At 57.1% G+C, this 16,185-nt stretch carries 17 protein-coding genes; 12 read left to right on the top strand and 5 right to left on the bottom strand.

Annotated features, from left to right (window positions below; genetic code table 11):
* Positions 1 to 146 precede the first annotated feature (146 nt).
* Both VHB22_RS02305 and proC read left to right on the top strand, forming a co-directional pair.
* Positions 147 to 644: a YbjN domain-containing protein gene (locus VHB22_RS02305; RefSeq protein WP_325455335.1), complete on the top strand. Its 498-nt coding sequence runs from the start codon at positions 147 to 149 to the stop codon at positions 642 to 644.
* A gap of 32 nt (positions 645 to 676) precedes the next feature.
* Positions 677 to 1,504 (top strand): pyrroline-5-carboxylate reductase, encoded by an 828-nt coding sequence (proC, locus tag VHB22_RS02310; protein WP_325455336.1) that lies wholly within the window; start codon positions 677 to 679, stop codon positions 1,502 to 1,504.
* Positions 1,505 to 1,751: 247 nt separating this feature from the next.
* On the opposite strand, the gene VHB22_RS02315 is transcribed toward proC, so the two are convergent.
* The 3 genes from VHB22_RS02315 to VHB22_RS02325 are packed head-to-tail and all read right to left on the bottom strand — an operon-like array spanning position 1,752 to position 4,515.
* Positions 1,752 to 3,167: an ATP-binding protein gene (locus tag VHB22_RS02315; RefSeq protein ID WP_325455337.1), complete on the bottom strand. Its 1,416-nt coding sequence runs from the start codon at positions 3,165 to 3,167 to the stop codon at positions 1,752 to 1,754.
* A 47-nt stretch (positions 3,168 to 3,214) separates the two neighbouring features.
* Positions 3,215 to 3,919, bottom strand: coding sequence for a response regulator transcription factor (locus tag VHB22_RS02320; protein WP_325455338.1), 705 nt, complete (start codon positions 3,917 to 3,919; stop codon positions 3,215 to 3,217).
* 8 nt (positions 3,920 to 3,927) lie between these two features.
* Complete coding sequence (locus VHB22_RS02325; protein WP_325455339.1) at positions 3,928 to 4,515, bottom strand: MarR family transcriptional regulator; 588 nt, start codon at positions 4,513 to 4,515, stop codon at positions 3,928 to 3,930.
* 201 nt (positions 4,516 to 4,716) lie between these two features.
* Here VHB22_RS02325 and VHB22_RS02330 point away from each other — a divergent pair, with 201 nt between their 5' ends.
* From VHB22_RS02330 to arfB, 5 genes are all read left to right on the top strand, one after another.
* Positions 4,717 to 5,613 (top strand): branched-chain amino acid aminotransferase, encoded by an 897-nt coding sequence (locus VHB22_RS02330; RefSeq protein ID WP_325455340.1) that lies wholly within the window; start codon positions 4,717 to 4,719, stop codon positions 5,611 to 5,613.
* Positions 5,614 to 6,141: 528 nt separating this feature from the next.
* Complete coding sequence (locus VHB22_RS02335) at positions 6,142 to 6,291, top strand: hypothetical protein (RefSeq protein WP_325455341.1); 150 nt, start codon at positions 6,142 to 6,144, stop codon at positions 6,289 to 6,291.
* A gap of 251 nt (positions 6,292 to 6,542) precedes the next feature.
* Positions 6,543 to 8,159 carry an NAD(P)/FAD-dependent oxidoreductase gene (locus VHB22_RS02340; RefSeq protein WP_325455342.1) on the top strand — a complete coding sequence of 539 codons (1,617 nt, stop codon included), beginning with the start codon at positions 6,543 to 6,545 and terminating at the stop codon, positions 8,157 to 8,159.
* A gap of 2 nt (positions 8,160 to 8,161) precedes the next feature.
* Entirely contained in the window at positions 8,162 to 8,533 is a 372-nt protein-coding gene (locus tag VHB22_RS02345) for a glyoxalase superfamily protein (protein ID WP_325455343.1), read from the top strand.
* Position 8,534: 1 nt separating this feature from the next.
* Positions 8,535 to 8,954, top strand: a complete 420-nt coding sequence (gene arfB, locus VHB22_RS02350; protein ID WP_325455344.1) for an alternative ribosome rescue aminoacyl-tRNA hydrolase ArfB — start codon at positions 8,535 to 8,537, stop codon at positions 8,952 to 8,954.
* Between the two features lie 42 nt (positions 8,955 to 8,996).
* Here arfB and VHB22_RS02355 read toward each other — a convergent pair whose 3' ends face one another.
* Entirely contained in the window at positions 8,997 to 9,869 is an 873-nt protein-coding gene (locus tag VHB22_RS02355) for a 6-hydroxymethylpterin diphosphokinase MptE-like protein (protein ID WP_325455345.1), read from the bottom strand.
* 136 nt (positions 9,870 to 10,005) lie between these two features.
* A complete protein-coding gene (locus VHB22_RS02360; protein WP_325455346.1) occupies positions 10,006 to 10,875 on the bottom strand; it encodes an SMP-30/gluconolactonase/LRE family protein in 870 nt (289 codons plus the stop codon).
* A 238-nt stretch (positions 10,876 to 11,113) separates the two neighbouring features.
* Here VHB22_RS02360 and VHB22_RS02365 point away from each other — a divergent pair, with 238 nt between their 5' ends.
* The 5 genes from VHB22_RS02365 to VHB22_RS02385 form a co-directional block, all read left to right on the top strand.
* Positions 11,114 to 12,142, top strand: a complete 1,029-nt coding sequence (locus tag VHB22_RS02365) for a glycosyltransferase (protein WP_325455347.1) — start codon at positions 11,114 to 11,116, stop codon at positions 12,140 to 12,142.
* Positions 12,143 to 12,265: 123 nt separating this feature from the next.
* Complete coding sequence (locus tag VHB22_RS02370) at positions 12,266 to 12,949, top strand: acylneuraminate cytidylyltransferase family protein (RefSeq protein ID WP_325455348.1); 684 nt, start codon at positions 12,266 to 12,268, stop codon at positions 12,947 to 12,949.
* A complete protein-coding gene (locus VHB22_RS02375) occupies positions 12,946 to 13,920 on the top strand; it encodes a phosphoglycerate dehydrogenase (protein ID WP_325455349.1) in 975 nt (324 codons plus the stop codon). The genes VHB22_RS02370 and VHB22_RS02375 overlap by 4 nt, the downstream gene beginning before the upstream one ends.
* A 1-nt stretch (position 13,921) precedes the next feature.
* Entirely contained in the window at positions 13,922 to 14,695 is a 774-nt protein-coding gene (locus tag VHB22_RS02380; protein WP_325455350.1) for an SDR family oxidoreductase, read from the top strand.
* A 183-nt stretch (positions 14,696 to 14,878) separates the two neighbouring features.
* Positions 14,879 to 16,185 (top strand): glycosyltransferase family A protein (locus VHB22_RS02385; protein ID WP_325455351.1); only part of this gene is annotated, 1,307 nt, incomplete at its 3' end.

Here is a 16,185-nt window from a genome sequence, read left to right on the forward strand (position 1 = left end):
GTTTCCGCATCAAAGCCGTCAGCTTGCGACTCGTCCAGGCGTCTGGTTTTGTCCGCCGCAGCGAAAAGCGGCGCATTTGCTGATCTTACTCGGGCCGCTTCGTTCGCAGCAGGCTATGCCTCGCGGCAGATTGGAGATCGATACACATGGCAGTTGCGGAACAGAAAACTGACCGCGTCTTGAATCCGATCGATCTCATCGAGCAGCTCGCGAACGGCCACGACTGGCCTCACGATCGCGCCAGCGACGAGGAGATGACCCTCATCGTGGCCGGAACCTGGGCCGATTACCACATCTCGATCAACTGGCGCGACGATCTCGAAGCGCTGCACCTCGCCTGCGCATTCGATTTCCGTGTGCCTGAAAATCGTTTGACCGAAATGTATCGTCTTGTGGCCCAGATCAACGAGCAGCTCTGGCTCGGCCATTTCGATCTCTGGACGCAGGAAGGCCTCGTGATGTTCCGCCATGCCCTTCTGCTGAATGGCGCTGTGGCGACGGTCGCCCAGTGTGAAGCCATGCTGAAAGCCGCCCTCGAAGGGTGCGAGCGCTATTACCAGGCCTTCCAGTTCGTGGTTTGGGCGGGTAAGGAAAGCCGGGAAGCCCTGGTCTCGACGATGTTCGAAACGCAAGGCCAAGCTTAATCCGGGCAATTCTTGCCCAAGGTATTACAGTCATGTCTTTCGTACTGGACGGGCCGGTCGTGCTCGCCGGCGCCGGCAAGATGGGCGCGGCACTCCTCTCCGGCTGGATTGAGCACGGCCTTAAGCCCCACGATATCATTGTGCAGGAACCGAACCTGACCGGCGAAGCCGCCGAGCTTGCGCACAAGCACAGCCTGACCGTCGTTCCGCAACTCGGTTCTCTCGTATCGCCGCCGTCGGTCATCGTCGTCGCGGTGAAGCCGCAAGCAATGGACGCGGTGTTTCCGGCGCTCGCCAAACATGCGGGTCCGCGAACGGTCGTGATGTCGATTGCGGCCGGAAAATCGATTGCGAGCTTCGAACAGCATCTCGCCGCGGGCATCGCCGTCGTGCGGGCCATGCCCAATACGCCAGCCGCCATTGGTCATGGCATTTCGGGCGCCGTCGGCAACGCACAGCTTACCTCGAAGCAGAAAGACCTCTGCCAAGACCTGCTCGCTGCAGTCGGAAGCGTCGTCTGGCTGGATGATGAATCGCTGATCGATGCGGTGACCGCTGTGTCGGGCTCAGGCCCGGCTTACGTCTTCCTGCTGGCCGAGACTTTGGCACGCGCGGGCGAAGCGGCCGGTCTCGACGCCGTGACGTCTATGCAACTCGCACGAGCCACCGTCTCCGGCGCGGGCGAGCTTCTGCGGCGCTCGAGCAACGATCCCGCGATGCTCCGGCAGAATGTAACGTCGCCCGGCGGCACCACGGCTGCGGCACTCTCAGTCTTGATGCGGGATAAGGATGGCCTGCAGGACTTGCTGACCGAAGCCGTGCTTGCGGCACAAAAACGTGGCCGCGAGCTTGGAAGTTAACGGGGGCTGGGTAAGTCCGTCGAATCCGAGGCTCGCGGCCAATGTTTTCTAACCCCGAATGGGTTGGCGAACCCACGGCGTTTCGGGAATCGGCACCGGGACTGCAGGCTTGGAGGACACCATGCTGTCGTCAGACGGGATATTGGCCGGTACCAACAGAACCATATTGTAACATCATAACATTACGGTCAAATCACAAGACTGTGTAACGATAGTGCGAAATCCAGGACATTGAACCGAAACGAAATTACTGCGGAAGCGAAATGATCGCCCTGAGGCCGCCCATCGAGCTTTCGCCGAGCGCAATCTCGCCGCCATGACTCTTTGCGATGTCGCGTGCGATCGCCAGCCCGAGCCCGCTGTTGCCGTCGTCCTGATTGCGCGCGTGGTCGAGCCGGTAGAACGGCCGGAAAACGTTCTCTCGCTCTTTTTCCGGAATGCCTGGACCGTTATCGTCGACTTCGATGCGTACCCAATGCCCCTCACGCGCCACGCGGATGATGATGTGATCGCCGAAACGCGTGGCGTTCGTCACGAGGTTGGTAATTGCGCGCTTCAGCGCCTGTCGCTTCAGCGGCAAGACGATGTTTCCCTTGCTCTTCCGGATCTTGAGATCGATCGTCGTTTCATAGATCGCCGCGTCGTCCACGATCTCTTGTAGCAGCGCGGGCAGATCGGTCGGTTCGGCTTCTTCTCCGCCGTCGCCCTTGGCAAACGCGAGATAGTCTTCGAGCATGTGCTGCATTTCATCGACGTCTCCAGACAACGCACGCGCTTCCGGCGAGTCTTCGAGCAATGCTAATTCGAGCTTGAAGCGTGTCAGAACGGTTCTGAGATCGTGACTGACACCGGCGAGCATCGTCGTGCGTTGCTCGACGTGCTGCTTGATGCGATCGCGCATTTGCAGAAATGCGACCGCCGCCTGCCGCACTTCACGCGCCCCGCGCGGTCTGAAATCCTGGGGAATGCTGCGGCCCTTGCCGAACGCATCGGCGGCATCGGCGAGCCGAAGTATCGGGCGGATTTGGTTCCTCAAGAACAGGATCGCGACCGTCAGCAGAATGACGGACGATCCGACCATCCACAGCAGGAAGATGTGCGAGTTCGATGCGTACGTCTGACTGCGCGTCGCGACGAACCGCAAGATCGCCTCGGGGCGTTTGACGCGGATTTCAACGTTCTGCGATTCTCCGACGGTATCGATCCAGAACGGCAACTGAACATGCTTGCGCAGCTCGTTAGAGAGCGCCCTGTCGAGAAGCCGGAAGAACGGTTTCGGCCCCGGCGGTGGCAGATCGCCTGGCGGGAGCACCTCCATCTTGAGGTTCAGCCGGTCGCGCGCCAGGTCGACGATCTTCTGCGCACTTTCCGACTTCGGCCGATCGCTATAAACTTCGATCAGTGCCGCGATATCTCGGGCTGTCGCTTCCGAAAGACGCCGCGTCACCGCCTGCCAGTGACGCTCCATGAACGCAAACGCGATGACGCCTTCGAGCACGACGATCGGTGTTATGATGATGAGAAGCGCGCGCGCATAGAGCCCCTTCGGCAGCATATCGCTCGCGATGCCGAGAAGACGCACAACCAACGGATGCTCGCGAAAGCGGCGGTAGCGGGATCGGCCGCTATCGGCCTCCGGCGTCGTTTCGTTGATAACCGCCATCGCAGTTCAGTTCACCCACGCTCCGAAAGCGAAGCGGTTAAACACGGTCAATCGGTATAGAGGATATACCCTTTGCCGCGCACCGTCTGGAGATAGACCGGATTGGAAGGGTCGGCCTCGATTTTACGTCTCAGCCGATTGATCTGCACATCGATCGCCCGCTCGCTGCCGGTGCTGTCATCGCTCGAAAGCTCGTGCCTCGGAACGGCGATCCCGATACGCTGCGCAAAGAGCCGGAGCAGATCGCGTTCCCTCTCGGTGAGTTTGATCGTTTCCTCATCCCGTCTCAACTCACCGCGCGTAATGTTAAAAACGCAGCCGCCCATGCGGATCTCGTCCCGCGTGGCGGTTGGAACCTGCCCGCGCCGCAGGATGTTGCGCAACCGGAGCAGCAACTCGCGCGGCTCGAAGGGCTTGGACACGTAGTCGTCGACGCCTGCTTCGAGGCCGGAAATTCGATCTTCCGCATCGGCCAGCGCCGTGAGCATGCAGATCGGTACAGGCCGCGTCGATTTGAGATCGCGCGCAAGCGTCAAACCGCACTCGCCCGGCATCATCACGTCGAGCAGCACGAGATCGAAAGCCAGCCCGCGCATGAAGGATCGCGCCGCCGCGGCATCGGATGCTTCGGTGACTCGAAATCCATTGCTCGTCAAAAAGCGGCCAAGCAGCGCTCTGATCTTTTGGTCGTCATCGACCACGAGAATGTGCGGCGCGTTATCGGCAAGTGGCTCGGCTCGTTCCTGCACCATTGATCCTCTCATTCGTTAGCGTCTGGGCCTGCCGCATTTTCGGCATGCTGACCCTTGATGAGAATTTCGACCTGGGGCCGGTCCTTTTCGGTAATCATAGCAAAAAGGAAATTCCGCGCGACTACATCCGCACCGGGCCCAAGCGCCGCAAGCGCCCCCTCGATGCGTTTGACCTGAATTTGTGTCAGTTTGTCGGTCAAACGCCCGCCTTTGGCTGAGAGATAAAGACGCCGCTCGCGCCTGTCCTCGCTGCCCGCGCGCTGGATAACGAAGCCCTCGTCCACAAGCTGCTTTAAAACGCGTGCGAGCGATTGCTTCGTGATCTTCAGAATATCGAGCAATTCCGCGACCTTCAGTCCCGGATTGCGATGTACGAAGTGCAACACGCGATGGTGCGCGCGCCCGAAGCCATATTGTTCAAGCATCACATCGGGATCGCAGGTAAAGTCGCGGTAGGCGAAGTAGAAAAGCTCGACCACGGAAATGAGGTCCGGCGGGATGGGACGGCGTCCGTCATCCGGCGTTGCGGACGATCCGGCGTGGTTGTGAGCTTCCGTGCGCCGGCCTGGGGCGCCTTCCGACGTTATGTCAGCCATGTTGACTTATTGGCCCCGATCGTATTCTGTTTCAAGACAAATCGCCGGATGCTTCGCAGGCCTCGTGGTATTGCGGGCGGAACACCCAAACGTTAAATCGTCTCCAGGACCAACCGGGTTCCGCCGCAATCGACGCCCAAGTCGCGCGACATACACCGGCGCTTCGATCTCGCCAACGTTAAAGACAGCGAAGGACTTAGCATGGCCGACCTCGTTCCTTATCATGATCGCGACGGGCTGATCTGGATGGATGGGGCATTGGTCCCGTGGCGGGATGCGAAAGTCCATATCCTGACGCACGCGTTGCATTATGCCAGCGCCGTCTTCGAAGGTGAACGCGCCTACGATGGTGAAATCTTCAAGCTGACCGAGCATTCGGAGCGTCTCGTCAACAGCGCGAAAATCCTTGATTTCGAGATTCCCTACACCGTAGCTGAGATCGACCAAGCGTGCCGCGATACGCTCGCCGCCAACAAGCTGACAGATTGCTACGTGCGTCCGATTGCCTGGCGCGGCAGCGAGCAGATGGGCGTTTCGGCCCAGCAGACGAAAATTCATCTCGCAATCGCCGCATGGAACTGGGGCTCATATTTTCCAATGGAGCAGCGGCTGAAAGGCATCCGCATCACGAATGCCAAATACCGCCGGCCCGATCCGGCCTGCGCGCCGTCGAAAGCCAAGGCCGCGGGTCTCTATATGATCTGTACGATCGAGAAACATCGCGCTGAACGGGCCGGCTATTCCGACGCGCTGATGCTCGACTATCGCGGCCGTGTCGCCGAATGCACGGGCGCGAATATCTTCTTCATCAAGGACGGCGTGATCCACTCGCCGGACCCTGATTGCTTCCTTGACGGCATCACGCGGCGCACGGTCATCGATCTTGCGAAAGCAAGAGGTATCGAAGTGATCGATCGCACGATAATGCCGGAAGAGCTCGGCAGTTTCAGCGAGTGCTTCATCACCGGTACGGCCGCCGAGGTAACGCCCGTCTCGGAGATCGGCGAGCATCGTTACAAGCCCGGCAAGATCACCGAAACCTTGCTGAATGATTACATGGAACTGGTCAAACCGAAGAAACGCGTTGCCGCGGAGTAACCACACCGTCTTTTTGATTCCGGCCGCGCTTGCTTCGAAGCCGCGATCGACCGATGGTCTGAGCACGGGCGCAAACCGGACGTGCTCAGATGTCGAAAACTTTAAGCATTGCTATAGTCGCTATGGGGCTAGCCGTAGTTGGTGCCGTGAGCGCCCGCGCTCAGGAAGGGCCTGGCGGCGCAATCAATCCCAATCGCGACTGCCAGACGCTGTTGACATGCAACTTTAAGAAGGGCGGCAGCTGGCGCGGTTGCGTTTCATCTTATTCCTGCCGCAGCTGCCGCTTCGTTCCCGCGCCGTGCTCGATGATAGGCAGCCAGAAACGTCGTGTGTGTCAGCAACTTCAATGCGATTGGAGCGGCAGTTAGGAGATCGTGTTCGAAGCCGGCCGAGACGGGAGAGGACGAGGTCTACTCTCGCAAAATCACCGGCGCGCAAATCAACGCTAAAAAAAACGCGATTGCAGCTCCGATCAAAGTAATCGAGCGGGTTGTAAGAGGTGAGCCAATCAATGCGGCAAAACCTGCAATGAGTGCACTCCAGAGTGCAGCAGGTACCAATGAGGCGATGCCGAGACCGATGAACTGTGCCGCACGCACCCGGCGCCGGGCACCGGGAACGAACCTCGCAACTGCACTTGTCATTGCGGCGCGCATCGCAGATCCGCTGTTCGCTTGAATTTCCGGGATTGCCAAAGGATTTAGCAATCCGACCAAATCACGCTAGAAGCCTGCAATAAATGACCCGTTAACGTCGAGGAACAGTTTTTGTCGAACTATAAACGGTCATTTCGAAGGCACGCGCCTTATCCACAAAAAAAGTTATCCGTAAACGAACTAATCGGCTCATGGTTCCCCTTGTTCTGAAGCGATCTGCCCTCCTGATGCCAGCGCAAATTCAAAGGGTTGCGTGCTAGAAAAATCGTGCCAATGACAATCACCGAGTTCGATGCTGCACTCATTGGCGCCGGCCACAACGGTCTGACCAACGCTGCCTATCTCGCGTCGGCGGGACTATCCGTTGTTGTTTTAGAAAAGAATTCTGTCGTCGGCGGCGCTGCGGTCACCGAGGAATTTGCACCGGGATTTTCCAATTCGGTTGCGTCCTACACGGTGAGCCTTCTCAATCCGAAGGTCATAAAAGACCTTGATCTGACACGGCATGGGCTCGAAATAATTGAACGGCCCGCAGCCAATTTCTGGCCCGTGGACGATAAGCGCGGACTGCTCGTTCCATACGACGACGGAGGACGACGTAAGGCATTCGCGGCGTTCTCCGAAAAAGATGCAGATAGGCTTGATGCCTATGACGGAGAGCTGAACCGCGCCGTTGCCGTGCTTCGGGACCTCATCACGCGTACGCCGCCGAATGCCGGCGGCGGCATCATCGAATTGATCAAGGCAGGCGCTATAGGCCGTCGTCTACTCAAGCTTTCGATCGAAGATCAACGTCTCCTGCTGGAACTTTTTACTGCAAGCGCTGCGGACTTTCTGGATCGTCGATTTGAAAACGAAACGGTCAAAGCCGCATTCGCGTTCGATGGCATCGTAGGCTCCTACGCCGCGCCATCAACGCCAGGAACAGCGTACGTGCTGCTGCACCACTGTTTTGGCGAAGTGAATGGCAAGACGGGACACTGGGGACACGCGAAAGGCGGCATGGGCGCGATCACTCGGGCCATGGCGCGAGCCGCGAAAGATAGGGGCGCCATAATTCGCACGGACGCGCCGGTCGAGCGGGTGCTTGTCGAAGCGGGGCGGGCGAGGGGCGTTGTTCTGAAATCGGGAGAGACGATCAGAGCGCGGGCGGTCGCTGCGAACGTCGGACCGAAACTTCTTTTCCGCGATCTGATCGCCGAAACCGACGTTGCTCCTGAAACGCGCGACGCGTTCCTCGCAATGAAAACCGGTTCCGGATCGTTCCGGATGAACGTCGCGTTGGCCGAACTCCCCGATTTCGCGTGCAAACCGGGCAAGACAATGGGCCTGCATCATCGCGCGGGCATCGTCATCGGTCCGACAATGGATTATCTCGAAAGTGCGTATCTTGACGCGCGCGCATACGGCTGGTCCCGCGAGCCCGTGGTCGAAATGATGATTTCGTCGACGCTCGATCCGGATCTCGCGCCTCCGGGGAAACATGTCGCCAGCCTCTTCGTGCAACACGTCGCGCCGCATCTCCCGAACGGGCGAAGTTGGTCGGACCCGCGCGAAAAGGAAGCGTTCGCCGACGTCGTCATCGAAACCGTTTCGCGGCATGCTCCGAATTTCAAATCGGCCGTGCTTGCACGCCAAGTCCTCTCGCCGTGGGATCTCGAACAGCGTTTTGGTCTCGTCGACGGCGATATCTTCCATGGACAATTGGGTCCCGGACAGCTCTTTTCAGCGCGTCCCGTTCTGGGCTACGGCAACTACCGGATGCCGCTGAAAGGACTTTATCTTTGTGGATCTGGGGCCCACCCCGGGGGCGGCGTCACGGGCGTTCCGGGGATGAACGCCGCCCGCGAGATCGCCAAGGATTTGAAGCGCGGGCGGTCCAGGAGATAAAGATGCAATTTGGCGCCGTCATCCCGATCCTCCGGTTTTTCGATGAAGCGAAGACGAAGGATTTTTATTTAGGCTTCCTCGGTTTCAAACTCGATTGGGAGCATCGCTTCGAATCCAACATGCCGCTTTATATGCAAGTCTCCTACGGCGATTGCCGCATGCATTTGTCCGAGCATCACGGCGATGCGGCGCCTGGAAGTGCGGTACGGATCGCGATCGACGACATCGATGCGTACCACCAGACGATCATGGCGAAGGGCTACAAGTACATGCGTCCAGGCATCGAGTTGATGCCATGGGGCATGCGCGAGATGAAAGTGATCGATCCTGGATTCAATCGGTTGATCTTTTTCATGCCTGATAAGCAGGCGTAACATGCGCATCACGCCGGTCCTGGACATCGACGAAGTAGAGCTTGAGGAACGGTTCGTGCGCGCCTCAGGGCCGGGCGGCCAGAACGTCAACAAGGTCTCGACGGCGGTTGAGCTGCGTTTTGATCTCAGAGCGAATAGGTCAATTCCTGATTACGCGCGCGGCAAGCTGAAGCGCTTGGCGGGACGGCGGCTGACCACCGATGGTGTCATCGTCATCCAAGCCGACCGCTTTCGTAGCCAGGAGCAGAACCGCTCAGATGCTCGCGCGCGTCTGAAGGACTTGATTGCCGAATCGCTCGAACGTCCGAAAGTCCGCATTAAAACGAAACCTTCTCGCGGCGCGCGCGAGGAACGCATCAAGGCTAAGACCGTTCGCGGTAAGGTCAAAAAGATGCGCAGCGGGAAATTCGAATTCGATTAACGGACTGCAACTCTCGCATTCGAGCAGAAGCTCGCCATCTGCCTACGCGCTGACCCGCCGCGGTACGTCTTGAAACAAGCTGTCGAATTCGACTCGCGGAAAGACTTCCAGTGCGCCGCCGGCCGTCGCATTGAAGACTTTGATGCCGGTGCGCGACAGGGCAACTTTGGCATGCTCATAATGCTCGATCATCTTTTCAGGACGCGGGTCATGCCATTTGCGTCCCTTACCGAAATAGTGAGGGTCGAAGTGATTGGGGTCATCGTCGGCGGTCGAGACCAGTGCACCACCCGACGCATCGGACGTTACCGTTTCGGGAACACGATATGACGTATCGCAGCCGATCAGGTATATCTCGGAAAATCCCATGTAGGCGGCCAGCTGCAACATCGTGATTGCGACGGTGAAGGGCTGCACGACATAGCGGTCTGCGTTCACCGAGAACATCGAGTCCGGAAGAAATTTCAGCGAACTCTGAACTTCATGGAAGAAAAAACGACCCGGAGCCGGCGGCAAAATCGTTCGCGCGCCATAATGGCGTTTCTCGCCGAAATGTTCTTCCACGATGCACGGAAAGAACGCTGCCTTGATCGCCGGATTTTCGCGCAGCATCCGATCGATATCGGATGCTCGGTCGGGCAGAACGCGAGAGTCGACACAGGCATAATAGGTCGGTCGCCACGCAATCCGGTCGAAGAGCAGGAAGATATTGTTACAGCCGAAGACGATGTCATTTTCGAGCTTTGACAGGTCCATCTTTGCGAGCGACGGGCCGTTCCCCATTACAAAGCATCGGCGCCCATTGTGAATGTTTTTGAATTTCGTCAGACAGTCGGGAGCATCCGCGCCGCTTGGCCGCTTCTTCGCGACTCTGCGAAAGAACTTGAGCCGGGAAATCACGTTTAAGACACCCACAGCAGATTACCTTCTCGAACTCATCGCGAATGCAGCAGAGTAAGCTCGCACACTGGCATAACGACATATGGCCCGCAAACAGCGGCTAACATTCCGTAGAACCGGATTCAGTAGCGATGATCTGAACGCTCAAGCCTCAGCGCTCCAAGATATCCACAGCAAATAATCCGCCGTCCTCGGGCGACTTTTGCAATAGGCCGATTGCAGCTGAAGTGAAAACGAGCTGTCGCTCGCCCACGAAAACGCAGTTCGTCGGACGTTGCACAGGGACCGCTATGGCGCCTGTCTTGCGTCCTTCAGCATCAAGCCGCTGAATCTTGTGTCCATCCCACATCGCGACCCAGAGGTTGCCCGCGCGGTCCGTCGTCATGCCGTCGGGACAGCCTTCGTCGGCCGAAAACTGGTGCAACACGCGTTTATTCGAAAGCTGTCCGCCGGTTGCGACATCGTAAGCATATGTTCGACCCAACGCGCTGTCATTTTCATAAAACGTTTTACCGTCTACGCTGAACGCTGGACCGTTGGTGACGTGAAAACCTTCATCCAGGCGCGCAACTTCTCCTTGCTGATCAAGTACGTAGACGGCGCCCGTTGCTGCCTGTTCGCTGTCATCCATCGTGCCTGCATAAAACCGTCCGTCGGGGCCTAGCTTGCCGTCATTGAAGCGGTTCCCAGGCAGATCCTTTTCCGGGTCCGCGATTGGCGTGAATGAAACGCTTTCCGGCTCGACAACGAGCCAACCGTAACCTTTTTGCCCCACCGCGAGCAGAACGTTTTCCCCAGTAGGCGGCGTCCACGGCGGCATCGGCACGGCGAGCGCGCTAATCTGGATAGGAAGCTGCCACGTCCGGCGCGCGTGGTCTGCGAGGCCAAAGCAAAAAAGCCGGGACCTTTTGATATCGACGAACCAGATTCGCCGTTTCTCGGCATCAAAAGTGAGACCTTCGCCCAGCTCAGCTCGCAGCGGCCAAAGACACCCGATATCCGCAGCCAGACTATTTCCCATCTTGCCCAATGCCCTTCAGCTCTGGCCTGAAGACAACGCACGACTTTTCATCAGCGGTGCCGGAAAATCAGCGCTTTCTGCAGAAATAGAACACTTACCTGGGCGCCGTGGTGCAACTGCCACATTGGTGGCGCAAATAGTGTTTGATGTGTCCGGATCGCGATGTATCTTCGCGCCTGGGAACAGGGAAATGTGCGTGGGCGGCGTCATTTGTGTCGGCGCACAAGCCGGGGGGACTATGAAGGTTTCGATCGTTATTCGAAGCTACAACGAAGCGCAACATATCGGAAAGCTGCTGCTCGGTATTTCGGCGCAGACGGTCGCTGCGCATGAGGTCATCGTCGTCGATTCTGGTTCCACCGATGATACAGTTTCTATCGCCCGCAGGCATGGCGCGAAAATCATCGAGATCGACAAGAGGGAGTTCACGTTCGGCAGGGCATTGAACATCGGCTGTCGTGCTGCGACTGGCGACATTCTCGTTTTCGTAAGCTCCCACGTTTATCCGACACGCCGCAGTTGGTTATTTGAGCTGATCAAGCCATTCGACGACGAGCGCGTCGTCCTGACGTACGGCAAACAGCGTGGGGACGACGTCAATAAATTTTCCGAACACCAGATCTTCAAGGCCTGGTTCCCCGAGCGCTCGATTTGTCCGCAGCTCAGCTACTTCTGCAACAATGCGAATTGCGCTGTACGGCGTTCGGTCTGGCTGGAGCAACCCTATGACGAGACATTGACCGGCCTGGAGGATCTCGCCTGGGCCAAAAGCGCGCAAGAAAAGGGCGGATGGATCGCTTATGCATCGCGCGCAGAAATTATCCACGTTCACGACGAGACGTGGCGAGGTGTGCGAAACCGTTATCGGCGCGAAGCCATGGCTCTCCGCCGGATAGACAAATCGGGGCGCTTCAGCGCGTTCGATTTCATCCGCACACTGCTGACAAACTGTGTCGTCGATCTTGTTCAGGCCATGCGTGAAGGCAAGCTCATTAAGGAAGCCGGATCCATTCTGGCATTTCGATACAATCAATTTGTCGGCACCTATCAGGGCCACAATGGTCCGAGTGAGGTCACCGCGGAGCTTCGAAGAATCTTTTATTTTCCGCAATCGGCCCGTGCGTCCGAGCAAGAGGAGCTTTGCCCTGTCCAGCATGAGTTGATCAACTACGAGCGCCTGCAGAGCGGCGCTCCAAGCGCACCCTCCGTGCACGCCCGTAGGCTCGCGGTGGTCGGGAGCGAACCGCGCAGTGCGCGCACGTCTTAGACGGGACGCGACCAGCGCTCAGCGGCTAGAGCCGCATTTCCATTTCCCATCCGCTTCGCTATCAAGCAGGCGGACCTTCCGGCGGTCACAGCCGCCTCTCATTCCTACTGCGGTATAAAAAACATGACCTATCGACTTGTGGCGTTGATGCCAATGCGCCATTCCTCTGAACGTGTGCCCGGAAAAAACTATCGACCCTTCGGCGATGGCCGGCCGCTATTCCATCATACGCTCGATGCTCTGAAGGGCTGCAATTTGATCGACAAGATCGTCATCAACACGGATTCACCGACGATCGCCGAGCAGTGCGCCGAAAAATATCCCGACGTGATCATCATCAATCGCCCGGAAAACATTCGCGGCGGCATGACGCCGATGAACGACGTTTTGCTGCATGATGTCAAAACAGTCGAATCGCAATTCTATTTGCAAACGCATTCGACCAATCCGATCATGACCAGCGAAACGCTTACGAACGCGGTCGAAACGTTCTTCAAAAATTATCCAATCTACGATTCCTTGTTTTCGGTGACCAAGGTACAGACGCGATTTTGGGACTCGCTTGCGCGCGCGATCAACCACAATCCCAATATTCTGATCCGCACGCAGGACCTGCCGCCGTTCTACGAGGAAAATTCTTGCGTTTATATTTTCGAGCGCAACACCCTCATCGAACGTCACAACCGCATCGGTAACCGGCCATTCCTGTTCGAAATGGACCCTTACGAAGCCGTCGATATCGATGAGGAAATCGACTTCAGGGTCGCGGAAGAGGTCTTCCGCCAGCGCAAAGGGATGCGCACATGACGTCGGTCGCCGTCACTTGCCTGCACCTCCAGCGGCACTTCGACAAATTCCGGCCGCTGTTCGAGAAGCACGGCATCCGGCCGATCCTCCCATCGGTCAACGGCCAGCAACTCGGCGCTGCCGAAATCCGGCAGGTTCTGCCTGGCATGGCAACAATCATCGCCGGCGACGACATCATCGATCGCGAGGCGCTCGCCGCGGCCAAGGAATTAGGTCTCAAGGCCGTCATAAAATGGGGCATCGGCACCGATAGCATCGATAAGGCGGCCGCCCATGAACTCGGAATCCCGGTGTTCAACACGCCGGGCGTCTTCGGTGAAGAGGTCGCCGATCTGGCGCTGTCCTATTTGCTCCTGCTGACACGCGGCCTGCACCGAATGGACCGTTCCGTTCGCGACGGCGGTTGGCTTAAGGTCGAAGGGCGCTCGTTGCACGCCATGACGGCCGGCGTCATCGGGCTCGGCTCCATTGGTCGGGCTATCGCGCGCCGTTGCGCGGCGTGCGGAATGAAAGTCGTCGGCTCCGATGCGATGACAATCGATGCGGCGTCGCTCGCGCAATCGTCAATCACTCAACTCTCGTTCGAAGAGGTCCTGGCGGAAGCGGACGTCGTCATATTGGCGTGTGCGCTCACGCAGGAAAATCGTCATCTGATGAACGCCGATGCCTTCGCGCGCATGAAGCAGGGAAGCTATCTCGTGAACGTCGGCCGCGGCCCGCTCGTCGACGAGGCCGCGCTCGCCGCCACATTGAACAGCGGTAAGCTCGCCGGAGCCGGCCTTGATGTCTTCGAGGTAGAGCCCTTGCCCGCGGACAGCCCGCTACGCACGTTCGACGGCTGTGTATTTGGGACGCACAACGGTTCGAACACGCGCGATGCCGTCGATCGCGTCAACCGCATGACCGTCGAAATCGCATTGGACGTCCTCGGCTGCCAACGGGCATCGTTCGAACCCAATCGAGTAGCGTGAAATGGCGGCTTCTTACGCAATCTATCCAAGTATCAAGGATCAGGTGGTCATCATAACCGGAGGAGCAACCGGCATCGGCGCCGAGATGGTCCGCCAGTTTTCGGCGCAGGGCGCGCGCGTTTATATACTCGATATCGACGAGAGATCGGGCGCTGCGCTGGCAGAAAAGCTGAATAACTCAGACGGCGGATCGAACGCTGTTTTTCTCCGCTGTGATGTTACTGATTGCGATGCTCTGCAAACGGCCGTCAAGACAATCGGAAACGACAACGGCCGCATAAATACGTTGATCAATAATGCCGCTAACGATAGCCGCCACGATTGGCGCGAACTGACGCCGGAAACGTGGGACTTGTGCATGAACGTCAACCTGCGGCATCACTTTTTCGCCGCACAGGCCGCGCATCCCTTTCTTTGCAAAGCTGGCGGCGGCGCCATCGTGTCGTTGGGCTCGATTGCTTGGCTGAACGGCACCACCGAGATGATCGGCTACACGACGGCGAAGGCCGGAATACACGGCCTTATTCGCACGCTCGCGAAGCTCTACGGACCGGACGGGATCAGGGTCAATGCGCTTTTACCTGGGTGGACAATGACGGAGCGTCAACGCAAACTGTGGGTGACGGCGGCTGTCGAGGAGGAGATTGCGGCGAGCCAGGCGCTTGCACAAATGCTCGAACCCGAGGATATCGCACGCCTCGCGCTCTTCCTTGCCTCCGACGACTCCCGCATGTGCACCAAACAAATTTTCATCGTCGACGGAGGGTGGGTGTGAGTTGATACTTTAACGAATATGAAAACGGACACTGCACGCGTGCGCAGTTATACCAACGAATAATCCGTCAGATTCGTCATTCACAATTGAGGCAACCAGCGTCTCATCTTACGCGAGGCAGAGGTTGCATTGGATGGCCATGCGATTCTGAACCTTTAACCACCGTCAAGTTTGGGGGACACAATGGGCCTTAGAAAAAAAGTTCGTGCGATGCTTGGTCTACCTAAGCGCGCACGTAAACCGCAAAAGCGTGAAGTCCATGTTGCTCAAATCGAGAGGGCGCAAGCCAAAATTATAAACGCCCTCAACCGTTTGCCCGCACCGGATCTAACTAAGGAAATGGACGACTCATTTGAAATCCATTTCGATCCCGATCAGCCACTAGTTACGGTTGCTGTGTCACTTTATAATGAACCACGCTTTATCATAGATGCGATAGAAAGTTTAAAACGACAAAGCTTTCAAGACTTCGAGGCGATCATTGTCGATGACGCGAGTACGGATAATTCGCGCGCCGTAGCTTACGAAGCCATTCAGAACGATAACAGATTTAGAATTGTTCAGCATTTGAAAAACGGAGGGGTAGGTGCGGCGCGAAATACCGCTCTACGACTTTCTCGGGCACCCCTCATTACGTTTCTTGACGCTGACGATTTTCTTCTCGTTGACTCGCTTGAACTCCGGACGAACGCCTTTCTTAAGAATATCACTCCCGTGTTGGGAGGTATTTTTTCTGGAATATTCAACGTTCCAGAGGATACGCCCTTCGACTTTGTTCCGCCAAACTGCCGAAGCCAATCACTAACGCAAACCTTTCTTTCGTGCGAGGGCGAATGCCCCTTCAATGTTCATGCGGCGATAGTTAGAACGGATATTCTCCGCCGTCTCGGGGGCTTTGAAGAGAATCTACGACAGGGGGCGGAGGATTGGGAGCTGTGGCAGCGGGTGCTGCGTCATGGCTATATATTTAAGTCCATTCCAAAGATTACAGCAGTTTATCGTGCACGCCCTGGAAGCATGATACGACGGACTCCCCTCGAACACCTAAAGGTAGGCCGAAAGATTTTTAGCTGGGTCTACAATGAAATAAAGGAATCAGAGATCGTTCCAGGAACTCCTTTTGTCTTTAGAAAAGGTCTCGGACAATATCGAAGAGAACACGTCTTCTTTCCTCGCATTTTGCGATTTGGCGCTATGGCATATATGAATGGCAGTAAGGAATTTGCTGATTTCTTGGAGGAATTTCCAGCCGAAATATGGCATTATGCACGGTATCATGTAAACGTTAAGCAGAAGATTAAGGAGGGAGTTGTCCGGTATCTAGCAGTGTCTCAATCAACCATCGACGAACTTGCGCCCGACATTGATGCGGTGGTCGATTCAATCGCAGCACATTTGGAAGTCGCTAGTCGTGCTGCCGAAGAAAAAAGTGCGTACAAGGAGAAAAAATACACTGGAAAATTCGCTGTCCTTTTTGCCAGCGGAGTGCA

Source organism: Hyphomicrobium sp., assembly GCF_035548195.1.
GTDB lineage: Bacteria > Pseudomonadota > Alphaproteobacteria > Rhizobiales > Hyphomicrobiaceae > Hyphomicrobium_B.